The following is a 12,864-nucleotide window of genomic DNA, read 5'->3' as shown; positions in this document are numbered from 1 at the left end:
CCTATCCGATGATTTCGTGCAGGCGCCGGGCCCAGCCGAAGCGGCCGAGAAAGCGAAGGCGCTGCCTGGCCTCGACGAAGAGGCGCTTGTCGCGCTCGGTGCGGGGCCAGCGCGTCCAGCCGACGTCGTCGCCGGTCAGCCCGCAGCGCTCGAAGGCCAGACGCTTCCAGTCCTCGAACGAGTAGCAGATCGTGTTGAAGTAGCGCGAGCCGTAGACGTAGCGATGCTTCGGCATTTCGAGGTCGATGTCGGTCGGATGCGCCACCACGAAGTTGTCGGTGAGATCCGCCTCGAACTGCCGGACCATCGCCAACGAGACGTCGTTGTGGAAGCGGATCGGGAAGCGGGACGGCTCGCCGTAGAGCCAGCCGAGCGTCAGCCACTGCTCGGTGGCGAAGCGCGAGCGGAACTCGCGCTCCCTCGGGAGCGAGCCTTCGGCGAAGGGGTGCGTCTCGTAGTGGACATTGGTGCCGAAATCCATCGGCGGCGCATTCCAGAAGGCTCGGAGGTCCTCGGTCCTGCCGAACTGGAACATGTCGCTGACATGCCAGGGCAGGCGTTCGTCGAAGCCAGGGTTCAGCGTGAAGAGGTTGATCACCAGGATGCGCCCCTTGCCCTTCGCCCGGTCGCCGCGGCCGCCTTCGCCCCAGCGCGACCAGAGGTCGACCGCTTTGCGCGACAGAAGGTACGCATCCGTCCTGAGCTTCATCGCGTACGGGGTGGTGACGACGGCGAGGCCGGCCCGCGACGAAAGGATCTGCCGGTTGATGTTGTGCGGCGCGCCGATCAGCTTCACCGGCGGCAGCGCGCCGGGATCGTCGGTGAGGACCACCTCGTCGAAGGCATCGGTGCGCTCGTAGCCCTTGGCGGCCGCCTTCTGCGTGGCGAGGACGATCCTGGCGCCCGGCATGACCGTTCGCAGGTGGGCGGCGGAATAGGCGACGTCCCAACCGACGGCGAGCCCGCCCTGCATGACGATGGTGACGTCGGAGTTCTCGATGCTCACGATGCGGGCGCCTCCGGGACGCGGTGCGGATGCGGCATGGCGGTCACCGCTCGTCGGGCCGGACGAAGTCGCCCAGCCTGTCGTCGTTGCGCGCGAGGTTCACCGCGACGGCGGACGGGAAGGGATTGGAGCCGGCGAAGTCGTTGACGATGGTGCGGGTCGCGTGGTTGAGGCCGAACACCGCGGCATGCCAGGTCAGGCCGAGCTCCCGGAAGGCGGCTTCCGTCTTCGCGCGGTAGCGCTCGGGCCGGGCCGTCATGAAGACGATCTGCCCGCCTTTCGCGATGATCCGGCGCAGCACCTCGACATTGGCCGGGAGCGGCACGTCGGGATCGTCCCAGTTCGGCGAGCCGTACTGTCCGGCGTTGCGGAACACCACCCCGTCGACGTCGACCACGAAGAGCCCGTGGTCGCGGCGGTAGAGGTTCCAGGCCTCGAGCGTGCCGACGTCGACGTAGGCTTTCGTCTCGACGCCCTTGAACACCGCTCCGCCGCGCATGGCGTCGAGGATGACGTGCGAGACGAAGGGCTCGCCCTCGTGCCCCCCGGCGAGGAGCCGGGCATAGGATTCGAGGAAGATGCGGGCGTCGTGGAAGCCGTAGCCGCCGACCGACACGAAGTTCGAGGTGACGTTCTTCTCGATGATGCCGAGCAGGATGCCGTTGCCGTCGAGGTGGAGGAAGCTCTTGGCCGCGACGTTCCGCACGTCGCCAAGGCGGCGCAGGTCGCCGAAGCAGACGCAGTCGCAGAAGACCTCCTCCAGCGGCTCGAACCAGGAATCGCAATCCTTGACGAAGACCGGCCCATCGACCCGCGCCGCTTCGAGGATCCGCGCGACGGTCTCGGCCGGGCCCCGGGTGGGCGTTTCGATCCGGACGACCTCCACCGTTTCGCCGAAGGCGCGGCGGAGTGCATCGAAGCCGCCTTGGCCGTCGAGATGCTCGGCGAGCGCGCCGACGACCACCCGATGCCCGCGCCAGTCGGGGATCGTCGCGAGCGACTTCTCGAGCATCAGCTCGCCGGTTGGCGCGGTGAGCAGCCATTTCGGACGCAGGCCCGGAAACCGCGTCGAGCGCCCGGCCACGGGAAGCACGACAGTACCAACCGCCGTCATTCTGCGCCCCTCTCGAACTCGATCGCGGCGATGCCGGCGACGACGTGATCGAAGGTCGCCGCGTCCTGGACGTAGGGAAGGACGCGCAACGCCTGGATGGCGCGCAGCCCGGGGAGCCGCCGCGCGAGGTCTGGATGCAGCGCCACCATTTGCGTCTGGAACTCGTCGCTGAGGTATTGACCGAGCATGCGCATGAGCCGCGCCGCAGCGTCGGTTTCGCGCCTCCAGAGAACCGCGCGCATGGACCAGCCGCTCTCGAGGTCCTGGACGAGCTTGGCCGCGTCCATCCAGACGGTTTCGAGGTCGCCATCGAGGAGGTCGATGAAGACAATGCTGCCGTCGTTGCCGATCAGCATGTTCTCGACGGTGAGGTCGCCGTGGCAGGGCGTCTGCGGGATACCGCGCCATTCGAACGAGGCGAGCTTCCCGAACACCTTCCCGAGGCTATCGGCGTGCCTGCCGAACCATGCGGAGGCGGGCACCGTCCGCTGTAGTTCAGCGAGCTTAGCTTCGAACAGGCCGGGATCGAGGTAGCCCCGGCCAGCGGCGCTGAGTATCTCCAGCGGTTCCACCAGATGCCGGACGAAGTCCGGAATACGGGCGACGCTTTGCAGCGGCGCGAAGGTCAGGAACCCGTCGCCCAGCACGAACTCCATATCAAACCAGAACCGCCCCGCCTCCTCGCCCCGGCGCATGACGGCCGGCGTCGAGATGAGAGTCGAGAGGCACTGCTGCTTCTCCATCTGGGCGACGAGGCGATCGTTGTAGGCGGGGGAAGCCGAGACCTTGCGGACGTAGTAGTCGTCGCCGTCGATCATCAGGCTAACCTCGCAGCCGGAATGCCCGGCCAGCGAGCGGACGCGCCTCGCTCCATCGGCGAAAAGCCCCTCCGCCGCGCCGCAGGGCGCGTCGTCGAGGAAGTCGCCGACCGCCGGCTCCGGCAGCGGGAGGCGCATTTCGGGGCCGAGCCCGCCATGGAACGTCATGGCGTCCGGTTCCTCGCACCGCGTTCGAGGAAACGCCCCGCGTAGAGCGAGCGCATGAGCGAACTGCGCTTCAGCGCCTCGCGGGCGACGCGCTCCGTCTTCAGCGTCGCGGACAATGCCGGGGCCGTGCCGCCGAGGACCTCGTCGCTCGGCAACCCGACCGCGTTCGAGACGTACCAGCTCGCGAACTCGCGGATGCCGAGGCAGTCGTCCGCGAGGGAGCGCTGTGCCCTCCCTTCGAACTTCGGGTGCCTGACGCCCAATACATGCGCCTCGGCAGGGATGAAGTTCTCGAAAAGCAGCCTTTCCGAGAGGAGCGGCGTATTCGGACCGATTGTCGCGTAGTTCGCGTGCTCGACCTCGATGCCCGAGCGCCGGAGCATCGACAGGAAGAGGTGCTGCTCGGTCGTGTGCCGGAACCTGTCGAACATGCGGTACCAGACCGCCGGCGGTTCATCGAGCAGGAAGGCCGCGAGCGCCTCGCCCTGCAGCGTCGGAAGGTCCCAATAGCTGCGAAGGTCCTCAGAGAGGCCGAACTGGAACAGGTCGCCGGGATGGTAGGCCATCGGCACGAAGGAGCGGACGCTGCGCGTGAATTCCTTCGACACGACCACACGCCGTTCGAAGACGAGACCTTCCTGGCCTCGCAGCGGGAACGCCTCAAACAGCGACCGGAAACCTGTTCCGGTCAGGAGGGCATCGGAGCGGACCTTGGCGGCATAGGGCGTCTCGGCCCGCGCCAGGCCGGCGGCGGTCGAAACGATCTGCCGGTTGATGTTGTTGACGATTTCGAGGCCGTCGAGCACCGACACGACCGGTCCCGGATCGTCGTTGAGGACAATCTCATCGACATCGAGACCGGACGTCTCCTCGCCCTTCCAGGTGCTGAGGACTATGCGGCCGTCTGGGAAATGGCGCTTGATGGAAGCGGCCGTATCGATTGTCGCACAGGAGCTGTCGTGGTGAACCGGTCCCTGGATAACAAAGGTTAGATCTTCGCCAGATATCGACACGTCGGTTTATCGCCGAATACAAGAGGATAGCGCAGCATCGCCAAGTCAATATTGACCATGCCACCCGACGAACCGTGATACCATCAGGCATCTGCTCAGAAGAGCACTGACTTCAATTTACAGCCCCTAAAATCGTCCGGCGAGCGAAAGATTCGAAGCCAGCTTATTTGAATTCTCAATTGAGAGGATGGCTGGCAAAAGATGGCCAGCTGACGAAAGTCTTTCCCTCCCCGCTTGCAAGTCGTCGGGCGAGATGACGGACCGACAGCTCTCTCCGCCCCGTTCGGACGTTTAGCCCTGGACCGATCCGGCCAGTTCCAGATACCGACGCACAGCAGGTTCTTGACGTCGGCCAAGGCGTAGCAACTCCAGCGCCTCCAAATCACCATGCCGCAGCATAACGACGGCTGGCATTGAGACCTCGATCGGCGAGCGCGGCCCCATCTGGCGACCGATGCCGTGCTTGGCGTTCAAGCGCCGGATCGTGTCGACGGACAGTCGGACGCGGCGAGCGGCCTCCTTCAGCGACACAGCCTCGGCTTCGGTCATCAGGAACGGCTGCCGATTCACGTTCCAAGCTGCCGGTGAGGAACGGAACGTCGGCGGTCCATGCCCCGCCATGCCGAGCCTTCTTGAATTCCTTGATTGTTTTTCAAACGCGCACTGCGGACGATGGTGTCCGCTTCTCTGATCGTTGCGGTCTTCCGGCACGAGCGAGCATGTTGGCGATGCGATCTGCCTTTCTCGTCTCGGACCTTTTCCTGATCTGCGGCCACGCGTTGTGACCACGGAAAAATCGACCGGCGGTCCATCATTCGCTCCGCGGCGCACGGCGTCGGTACTTCGGCGGCACGGGCGTGGTGGCGAACCGGACGGTCGGCTGGCCGTCGACCATGTCGCAGGAGACGCCGCGTTCCTGTACTACTCGTTCGATCCGAGCCACGCCCGAGTTCGTGTCGAACCGGTGCCGGCGGATGCGCTTCTTCGCCTCGACGACGAGGACGCTGTTCTTGTGCAGGCCGGCCGCGTCGGCGAGCGCCTGGACCGTCATTCCGAGGATGGCGCGGGCCGCCTTCACCTGCCGACCGTCGTCGATCCTCATGCCGCGACCCCCTGTCGAAAACGTGCGGAATGCGGAACGGAATGCCTATAGGGGTTCATTCCATTCCATTCCGCAAAATCGGCTCGGAAAACCGGCCTCCATCCTGCCTCGGAACGGGGACGGCGCGCCTCGAGCGCGGCCGCCCGCTGCGCTGCCGTTCCGAGCGGGCGGACGGGGTTCTGGCTCTCGGAATATTCCGGAATATTCCGCATCATTCCGTTCCTTTCCGTCGTTCGTCCTTGGCCTTCTGGCTGGCTTTCAAGGCAGCGACGTCGATCTCGAGCGACCAGATCCATTCCGCCCCGGCCCACGCTCCTGAACAGACGACGCCCGCTTCCTCCGCCTTCTTCAGCCCATTCTCGAACTGCTTGCGGAGGGTGTCGGCGCGCTTCCTGTCGTCGTCCTGCGCGACGACGTAGCGGAGAGCGAACTCGCGACGGACCTGAACGACGTCGACGGCTTTGATCCTGGCGCCATCCGCCGTGCCGTGGACGCGTTCGTCGCGGGAATGGTCGGAAAGCGCGGAACGGAACGCATCCATGAAGGCCGATTGCGCCTTCGACGGCCTCTTCATCGTCCTGGCGTTGACGGTTCTGACCCCCGTATCGATCTCGAAGACGAGCGAGCGTACTTCCGTGCCGTCTTCCCTGTGGCCTATGGCGACGGGTCGGAGTTCGACGGCGCCGATCGGACCTTCGGGACCGTTCCGGTTCTTGGCGAGCGCGATGGCCCGATCGAAGACCTCGCCCGTCTTGAGGTCCCGCTCGCCGGTGACGGACAGGACGGCGTCGGCATTCGCCCATGCGCCGCTCGAACCGCGAAGGCCGGCCGATGCGTTCTTGCCGTAGTGGTGGACGCCGATCGCGAGCGCGCCGACGTCCGCGGAGATCGCCTTCAGATTTCCCATGAGAAGGTTCCACGACGCCGGGTCGTTCTCCTTGTCCTCGGCGATCATGTTGAAGGCGCTGACGGTGTCGAGGAAGAAGGCCACCAGCGGCACGCCGTGCTCCTCTTCCATCCAACGGACTACGTCGCGAAGCCGGAAATGCAGCGCGACGTAGTCCGCCGTCGCCGCGATCGAACCGAAGTCGCCGATGGCCGCGATCGGAAGCCGTACCGTCGGATCTGGAAGTTGCAGGCGCGTCGCCTTCATGCGCCCGGCAAGGGTTCCCTGTCCTTCGGAAGCCAGGATCAGGACGCCGCCGGTCCGCTCGATCTTCCGTCCGGCGAACGGCTCGCCGGTCGTGAAGCACGAGGCGAGCTTGTTGACGAGGAAGGACTTGCCGGCACCGGACTGCCCGCCGACGAAGGCGAAGCCGGTTCGCGGCAGCGTGTCCCGGATCAGCTCGGGCTCGTGGACGTAGGGGCGGTCCTCGCCGAAGTCGATCAGCGTGCCGCGCGATGCCGTCCGCGGAACCGACGCCAGTCCCGCGGACGTGCGAAGCCGCTCGGCGAACGCCGTGGCTTCCGCCGCGTCGTAGGGTTCGTCCTGCGCCTTCGCCCAGACGCGACCGATCTCTCGCTCGAGGCGCAAGCCGTACTTCGAAACGCCGGCGCCGGTCGGGAACGCTTCCCAGAGCGCGAGCGCTTCCGCTTCGGTGAAGCCGTCGCCCTTCAGCCATCCCGTCACCTTGTGGAAGTGCGCGCTTCGATCCGGTGCGTCCGTGGCAGCCAGGTCGTCCCGACGCTTGGCGGAAACCGATGCGAGGAGCTCCTCGGCGTCTCGGTCGAGCCGATCGCGAACCGGCGAAGCGTCTGAAGCCGGGAGCGGCGCCCGCCGAGCCTGTGCGAAGGTCGTCCGAAGTTCTTCGAAGTTCCAGCTTCGGCCCTCGACGATGTTGCCGGTCGGCGTCGGCACCCGACCGCGTCCCAGCTTTCCCGGCGCGGGAAAGTTCGGCGTGCCGGCGACTCGATAGGGCTGCGTCGGGTTGCCGGTGTCGGCATCGCCGCCGATGGCCAAGCGCATGTCCGCGCCGATCGCTCGGGCGTCGCCGACGGCTATCGCCCGTTCCAGGAAGAACCAGTGGTGCCAGTTGCCGGGCGAAGTCTCGACGGACATCGACGGTTCGACGTCGCCGAGCTCCGCGTCCTTGCCCTTGTCCGCATCTGCGTCGGAGACGAGCGCGAAGACGCCACGCGTGTCCTCGAAGGTTCCTCGCTCGTTCCCAAGGAGCCCGGTCCGGACCGTCCTTCCCTCGACGTAGACGTTGTGGCCCGTGGACGCCTCTATCATGGCGGCTTCCGTCATCGCGTCGACCGTGCCGATCGGAAAGCGGCCCACGACGGTCAGCCTGCTCCTTTCGTCCGGCCATACGCGGGAGAGCTGCAGGACGCCCGGGTCCGCTACTTCCGAGAGGGCGATCGCGGCATGCTCGTGGAGGATTTCGAAGAACTTCCGAATGGTCGCTTCGTCTGGCGCGATCGGCGCGGCGTGGGCGTTCATACCGCGTCCCCTTCTATGAAGAGGTCGAAGCCGAGTTCCTCCGCAGCTACCAGCGCGAGGTTGACAGCTTGGCTACGCGTCAGTCCGTCGCGAAGGACGCGTTTCGATTCGTCCTCGAACGCCCACAGCCCGGACCGGTACTGGAAGACGCGGAAGACGCCGTTTCGCGGGCGAGCCGTCCAGCGAGGTTCCGGCAACATGAGGATATTGGCGCTCATGCGGCGCCCCTCGCGCATTCCAATATGGTGCCAGCGAACGGCCAGCAGTCGCGACGGACGACCATTGCGATGCGACCGGCGTGCTCGGCCGAAGGGATTGATCCGACGAACGCGCCGCCGTATGTCTTGCCTTCGAAGCCGCCGCATATGGTTTCAGCATCCCCGCCATCCGATTTCGCCGATCGGATGGCGGTTTCGTTTTCAGGAAGGAGCATCGCCGCCTCCTCGATCGCTGCGGCCGCCCGCTGCCGGAGCGCGAGCGATTGTCTTTCGCGGTCGCGCGACCCTGTGTGCGGCCGGAAGCCCGTGGCGTAGTGCGGCGAGCGAGGGACGTTCCGGAAACGGGGCGTCCCCTTTCGATACTGGCGCCATCGACGTCAGACCGACTTGTGCGCGTCGAGGAAGGCCGCGACGTCGGCACGCTGCCAGCGCTTCGACTTGCCGATGACGATGGGCTTTGGAAACGTCCCGCCCTTCTCGAGGCGCCAGATCGTGACGCGCGAGATGCCGATCAGCCGGACGATGTCGGAGGTGGTCAGGAGCGGTGGAAGCGCGGTCGGCGGGCTTCCTTCAATGGCGGCAGGCATCGGATGTCACATCCCGTTTCAGGCGTGACACCCTCATTAATCCTCGTTTCGGCAAGAATGAAACGGAAAGCGGTCGCGAAAATTGGAGTAATTTTTCGGACCTAGTCATCCCATTCAATGGAAAGGAAGTCGTCCCGTTCCTCCTCCTCGACGCTTCTTCCGGCCGCGCGCCCCTCCTTGTATCGCGACATCGCGGCGAACACCGTCGAGCGGGCCAGCGGTCTGCTACCGCGCTTGAAACGATCGCGGACGCTGGCGACGGCGGCTTCCGTCGGCATGTCCTCCTCCGCGGCTTCGACCGCCTGCGCGATCTCGATCCACGCGGGCTTCGCGAAGCGCCCGCGCCCGCGTTTTCCCAGCTTCAGGCGCACATCGCCCTTGCCGTCGGGGTCGACCATGTCGGCGATCAACGCCCGGAGATCGTCGGCCAAGGGTTCCGATGAACGGAGCGCTTCGGCGATCATGCGGGCGGCATCGTCCAGCCGCCGTTCGCCGAGCGCCATGCGGACGAAGACGCCGCGAAGATCGCCACGGCTCATGCCGAGATCCTCACGACGTTGGCCGCGCGGGTCTGCAGCTCGACGATCTCGGTCAGCAGCGCCGCCCAGGCGTCGAGGGCGCGACGCTTTTCCGGCAGATAGGCGTTGCGGTCGTAGATCGCGGTGACGGCCGCGCCGCCGCCGGCGTCCGAAATGTGGTTCAGCACCTTCGACAGCACGAACCGCGGAATGCCGATCCGCTCGCTCGTGAGGAGCGTTCCGCCGGTCCGCCGCAGGTCGTGGGGCCGGATCGTTGGAGTGCCCGCCTGGAGCTTCAGGTGCGGCACGAGCCGTCGCCAGGCGTGGGACAGCGCGGTCGGGAGGATCGACCTTTCCGGATCGCGAGGGGAAGGGAACACGCAGGGGCCGTTGCCGGACAGTTGCAGCGCCTCCTTGATCAAGCGAAGGGCGAGATCCGACAGAGGAACCACGTGCGTCAGGTGGTTCTTCGTCCGCTCGCCGGGAATGGTCCAGGTCCGGGCGCCTAGGTCGATCTCGATCTTGCGCATGCCGGTCACCTCGGCGCGGCGCTGTAGGGTCGTCGCGGCGATCATCACGGCGAGCGCGACCGAACGACCGACGTGCACCTTCTCGATGTCCGACGCCTCCGCGAATCCAATCCAGACGGCCCGCAGTTCGTCGTCGGTCAGGACGCGCTCCCGTGCCTTAAGCCGCGGCACGGCCACGAACTGACAAGGGTTTCTGTCTACGTCCTCCTGCCAGACGGCGAAGGTGAAGATCGCCTGGAGCACGACGCGGCACTGGCGGGCCGTCGTCGGCGCATGCTCGTCGACCACGTCGTTGACGAACGACTGGATGCGTGACCGGGTCAACTCGCCGATCCTATCCTTGCCGAACTCCGGTTCGATCAGACGATCGTAGTAGTAGCGCTCGACCTCGAGCGTCCCGCCGCGCTTCTCGCGTCCGTTCGGCTTGTGCCGTCCACGCGGCGCCTCGCGGAAGTAGCGCTCGGCGATCTCCGCGACCGTCGGCGCCTGCAGCACGGCAGCCGCCTTCGTCTTCGCCTGCCGCTTCGCGGTGGCCGGATCGATGCCGGTATGGATCTTCGCCCGCTCGACTGCCGCAGCGGCTCGGGCATCGTAGAGAGGAACGTCGTCCAGTCGGCCGAGGGATATGCGCTTGCGGTCGCCGGTCGCGTCCCGATAGCGGAAGGTCCACGACTTCACGCCGGCCGGCGTCACCCGCAGCGACAGACCGCGCTCCTTCGTGTCGTTCCATTCGACCAGCTTCCCGGTGACGGACTTCGCGCCGCGGACGAAGGCATCGGTGAGGGCAAGCTGCGGCATCGGCACCTCCGTGGTCCCGCCGTGGTCCCGGAACGATGAAAATCGGTGGGACCACGGGAAACGTATGGAAACAAACTATGCCGGAAAACGCAGGAATAACAAGACGCAAGAAACCTATGGCAACGTCCTGAAACGCCGTAACTCCCATATTCCTAATCTGAGGGTCGCGCGTTCGAATCGCGCCGGGATCACCAGCGATCGCAACCGATCGATGTGTCCGCGCCGCCGTAGCCGGAAGGGACACGACCTCTGCCGTCGTTTTCCGATCTATCGCTGACGGGGGCGGCTTTCTAAGCTGAACGGCGCGCGGTTTGTCGCGAACGGGATCGCCGATGTTCCTGAGTGTTTTCGACCTCTACAAGATCGGCATCGGGCCGTCGTCGTCGCACACGATGGGTCCGATGACGGCGGCGGCACGGTTTCTGGCCGAGCTGAAGGACGGGCGCTGGCCGCGGCCGCACGACGCCGTGGTGGCCCGGCTGCGCGTTTGCCTGCACGGCTCGCTCGCCTTCACCGGCGTCGGGCACGCCACCGACCGGGCGGTGGTGCTCGGCCTTTGCGGCTTCGTTCCGGCCAGCGTCGATCCCGACCGCGTCGACGCGATCGTCGCCGAGGTCGCGGCGAAAGGCGCGGTCCAGCCGGAGGGGCATCCCCCTTACGCCTTCGAGCCGGCGCGCGACCTCGTCTTCGACCGCAAGCACCCCCTGCCGGGCCACGCCAACGGCATGAGCTTCGAGGCGCTGACGCGGGACGGGCAGATGCTGCTGCGGCGCGTCTACTACTCGGTCGGCGGCGGCTTCGTCGTCGACGAGGACGAGTTGCAGCGCCAGCAGTCGGGGGCCGTCCCGGCGGCCGGCGAGGGCGAGAGCGTGCCCTATCCCTTCGCGAGCGCCGCCGAGATGCTGGCGATGGCGGACCGCACCGGCATGTCCATCGCCGACATGCAGCGGGCGAACGAACTCGCCTTCACCTCCGCGCGGGAACTCGACGAACGCCTCGATGCCGTCGCCGGTGCCATGGCGGACTGCATCCGGCGGGGCTTGCGCCAGGAGGGCGTCATGCCCGGCGGGCTCGGGGTGCGCCGGCGCGCCAAGGCGATCCACGACCGCCTGCAGGCGGACGCCGCCCGCAACGTCTTCCAGCCGCTGATGGCGAACGACTGGCTGAGCGTCTACGCCATGGCGGTGAACGAGGAGAACGCCTGCGGCGGCCGCGTGGTGACGGCGCCGACCAACGGCGCGGCCGGCGTCGTGCCGGCGGTGATGGCGTATTTCCGGCACTTCCACGCCGAGGCGGGCCGGGCGCACATGCGCACCTTCCTCTTGACCTCGGCGGCGGTCGGCGGGCTGATCAAGCGCAACGCCTCGATCTCGGGCGCCGAGGTCGGCTGCCAGGGCGAGGTCGGCTCGGCTTCCGCCATGGCGGCGGCGGGCCTCGCGAGCCTCATGGGCGGCTCGCCGGCGCAGATCGAGAACGCCGCCGAGATCGCGCTGGAGCACCATCTCGGCATGACCTGCGATCCGGTCGGAGGGCTCGTGCAGGTGCCCTGCATCGAGCGCAACGCCTTCGGCGCGGTGAAGGCGGTGACGGCGGCGTCGCTCGCGATGAAAGGCGAGGGTTCGCATTTCATGCCGCTCGACAACTGCATCGAGACCATGCGCCAGACCGGCCGCGACATGGACCACCGCTACAAGGAAACCTCCCTCGGCGGCCTCGCCGTCAACCTGCCCGAATGCTGAACTTCGCCGCCCGTCCCGGTGCGGCCTGACGGCTTCGCCGGCGCCCCGACGCGAAAGCCCCCGAGCGAAACGCCGCGATATCCGCTAAAGGCTGCGCCGCGAGGCAACTTCCTTCCACGAAAGCGACTCATGGCCGACCATCACGATCGCACGTTCAGCGCCTTCCTGTTCGACATGGACGGGACGATCGTCAACTCGCTCGCGGTGGTGAACCGGGTCTGGGCCGAGTGGGCGGTAAGGCACGGCGTCGAGGTCGAGGGGTTCCTGCGGACCATGCACGGCATCCGGGCCGCCGAGAACATCCGCCGCCTCGGCCTCGCGGGGATCGACATCGAGCGGGAGGTGGCGGCGGTGACGCTCGCGGAAATGGCGGATGTCGACGGCATCCTCGCGATCGAGGGCGCGGCGGAGTTCCTCGCCGCGCTGCCGCCGGACCGCTGGGCGATCGTCACCTCGGCGCCGCGGGAACTGGCTCTGAAACGGCTCGCGGCCGCCAAGCTGCCGGTGCCGGCCGTTTTCGTCACGGCCGACGACGTCCGGAACGGCAAGCCGGCGCCGGACTGCTTCCTGCTCGCGGCCGAACGGCTCGGCGTCGCGATCCGCGACTGCCTGGTGTTCGAGGACGCGCCCGCGGGGATCGAAGCCGCGGAAGCGGCCGATGCCGCCGTCATGGTGGTCACCGCCGCCCATTCGCATGCCTTCGACACCGCGCATCCGACGATCGCGGGCTACGCCGTGCTCCTGCCGACGCCGGACGGCGAAGCCGGCTTGCGGCTTTCCCGCGCGGCCTGAGCCGGGAGAAAGCACCCC

Annotated in this window: 14 protein-coding genes; 2 read left to right on the top strand and 12 right to left on the bottom strand. The window is 67.0% G+C overall.

Features of this window, described 5'->3' with window-relative positions:
* Position 1: 1 nt before the first annotated feature.
* The 12 genes from F6X38_RS22385 to F6X38_RS22330 form a co-directional block, all read right to left on the bottom strand.
* Positions 2–1,006, bottom strand: a complete 1,005-nt coding sequence (locus tag F6X38_RS22385; protein WP_150973808.1) for a WavE lipopolysaccharide synthesis family protein — start codon at positions 1,004–1,006, stop codon at positions 2–4.
* Between the two features lie 43 nt (positions 1,007–1,049).
* Positions 1,050–2,120, bottom strand: a complete 1,071-nt coding sequence (locus tag F6X38_RS22380; protein WP_150973806.1) for an NTP transferase domain-containing protein — start codon at positions 2,118–2,120, stop codon at positions 1,050–1,052.
* Positions 2,117–3,106: a phosphotransferase gene (locus F6X38_RS22375; protein ID WP_150973804.1), complete on the bottom strand. Its 990-nt coding sequence runs from the start codon at positions 3,104–3,106 to the stop codon at positions 2,117–2,119. Before F6X38_RS22375 ends, F6X38_RS22380 begins: the two co-directional genes overlap by 4 nt.
* Positions 3,103–4,119, bottom strand: a complete 1,017-nt coding sequence (locus F6X38_RS22370; RefSeq protein WP_150973802.1) for a WavE lipopolysaccharide synthesis family protein — start codon at positions 4,117–4,119, stop codon at positions 3,103–3,105. Before F6X38_RS22370 ends, F6X38_RS22375 begins: the two co-directional genes overlap by 4 nt.
* Before the next feature lie 291 nt (positions 4,120–4,410).
* Entirely contained in the window at positions 4,411–4,668 is a 258-nt protein-coding gene (locus tag F6X38_RS22365) for a hypothetical protein (RefSeq protein WP_150973800.1), read from the bottom strand.
* Between the two features lie 262 nt (positions 4,669–4,930).
* Complete coding sequence (locus F6X38_RS22360) at positions 4,931–5,221, bottom strand: hypothetical protein (RefSeq protein WP_150973798.1); 291 nt, start codon at positions 5,219–5,221, stop codon at positions 4,931–4,933.
* Positions 5,222–5,432: 211 nt separating this feature from the next.
* Positions 5,433–7,664 carry an ATP-binding protein gene (locus tag F6X38_RS22355; protein WP_150973796.1) on the bottom strand — a complete coding sequence of 744 codons (2,232 nt, stop codon included), beginning with the start codon at positions 7,662–7,664 and terminating at the stop codon, positions 5,433–5,435.
* Positions 7,661–7,882, bottom strand: coding sequence for a hypothetical protein (locus tag F6X38_RS22350; RefSeq protein ID WP_150973794.1), 222 nt, complete (start codon positions 7,880–7,882; stop codon positions 7,661–7,663). The genes F6X38_RS22355 and F6X38_RS22350 overlap by 4 nt, the downstream gene beginning before the upstream one ends.
* The gene (locus F6X38_RS22345) at positions 7,879–8,097 is read right to left on the bottom strand and encodes a hypothetical protein (protein WP_150973792.1); all 219 of its coding nucleotides are present in this window, start codon (positions 8,095–8,097) and stop codon (positions 7,879–7,881) included. The genes F6X38_RS22350 and F6X38_RS22345 overlap by 4 nt, the downstream gene beginning before the upstream one ends.
* A 162-nt stretch (positions 8,098–8,259) precedes the next feature.
* On the bottom strand, positions 8,260–8,469 hold the full coding sequence (locus F6X38_RS22340) for a helix-turn-helix transcriptional regulator (protein ID WP_150973790.1): 210 nt from the start codon (positions 8,467–8,469) through the stop codon (positions 8,260–8,262).
* Positions 8,470–8,570: 101 nt separating this feature from the next.
* A complete protein-coding gene (locus tag F6X38_RS22335; RefSeq protein ID WP_150973788.1) occupies positions 8,571–9,008 on the bottom strand; it encodes a hypothetical protein in 438 nt (145 codons plus the stop codon).
* Entirely contained in the window at positions 9,005–10,315 is a 1,311-nt protein-coding gene (locus F6X38_RS22330; RefSeq protein WP_150973786.1) for a tyrosine-type recombinase/integrase, read from the bottom strand. The genes F6X38_RS22335 and F6X38_RS22330 overlap by 4 nt, the downstream gene beginning before the upstream one ends.
* 332 nt (positions 10,316–10,647) lie before the next feature.
* Here F6X38_RS22330 and F6X38_RS22325 point away from each other — a divergent pair, with 332 nt between their 5' ends.
* Together F6X38_RS22325 and F6X38_RS22320 are read left to right on the top strand one after the other, a co-directional pair.
* Entirely contained in the window at positions 10,648–12,054 is a 1,407-nt protein-coding gene (locus F6X38_RS22325; protein ID WP_150973784.1) for an L-serine ammonia-lyase, read from the top strand.
* Positions 12,055–12,183: 129 nt separating this feature from the next.
* Positions 12,184–12,846, top strand: a complete 663-nt coding sequence (locus F6X38_RS22320) for an HAD-IA family hydrolase (RefSeq protein ID WP_150973782.1) — start codon at positions 12,184–12,186, stop codon at positions 12,844–12,846.
* Positions 12,847–12,864: the final 18 nt, after the last annotated feature.

This window comes from Plantimonas leprariae (assembly GCF_008802405.1).
Lineage (GTDB): Bacteria > Pseudomonadota > Alphaproteobacteria > Rhizobiales > Rhizobiaceae > Plantimonas > Plantimonas leprariae.
Note: the sequence above shows the minus strand (reverse complement) of the source record. Positions and strands in the feature narration are given on the sequence as shown.

What these genes read in the sequence shown, in the direction of transcription:
- F6X38_RS22380 (WP_150973806.1), bottom strand. Translation starts at nt 2,120, where the DNA reads ATGACGGCGGTTGGTACTGTCGTGCTTCCCGTGGCCGGGCGCTCGACG.
- F6X38_RS22375 (WP_150973804.1), bottom strand. Translation starts at nt 3,106, where the DNA reads ATGACGTTCCATGGCGGGCTCGGCCCCGAAATGCGCCTCCCGCTGCCG.
- F6X38_RS22365 (WP_150973800.1), bottom strand. Translation starts at nt 4,668, where the DNA reads ATGACCGAAGCCGAGGCTGTGTCGCTGAAGGAGGCCGCTCGCCGCGTC.
- F6X38_RS22360 (WP_150973798.1), bottom strand. Translation starts at nt 5,221, where the DNA reads ATGAGGATCGACGACGGTCGGCAGGTGAAGGCGGCCCGCGCCATCCTC.
- F6X38_RS22355 (WP_150973796.1), bottom strand. Translation starts at nt 7,664, where the DNA reads ATGAACGCCCACGCCGCGCCGATCGCGCCAGACGAAGCGACCATTCGG.
- F6X38_RS22350 (WP_150973794.1), bottom strand. Translation starts at nt 7,882, where the DNA reads ATGAGCGCCAATATCCTCATGTTGCCGGAACCTCGCTGGACGGCTCGC.
- F6X38_RS22345 (WP_150973792.1), bottom strand. Translation starts at nt 8,097, where the DNA reads ATGCTCCTTCCTGAAAACGAAACCGCCATCCGATCGGCGAAATCGGAT.
- F6X38_RS22340 (WP_150973790.1), bottom strand. Translation starts at nt 8,469, where the DNA reads ATGCCTGCCGCCATTGAAGGAAGCCCGCCGACCGCGCTTCCACCGCTC.
- F6X38_RS22335 (WP_150973788.1), bottom strand. Translation starts at nt 9,008, where the DNA reads ATGAGCCGTGGCGATCTTCGCGGCGTCTTCGTCCGCATGGCGCTCGGC.
- F6X38_RS22330 (WP_150973786.1), bottom strand. Translation starts at nt 10,315, where the DNA reads ATGCCGCAGCTTGCCCTCACCGATGCCTTCGTCCGCGGCGCGAAGTCC.
- F6X38_RS22325 (WP_150973784.1), top strand. Translation starts at nt 10,648, where the DNA reads ATGTTCCTGAGTGTTTTCGACCTCTACAAGATCGGCATCGGGCCGTCG.
- F6X38_RS22320 (WP_150973782.1), top strand. Translation starts at nt 12,184, where the DNA reads ATGGCCGACCATCACGATCGCACGTTCAGCGCCTTCCTGTTCGACATG.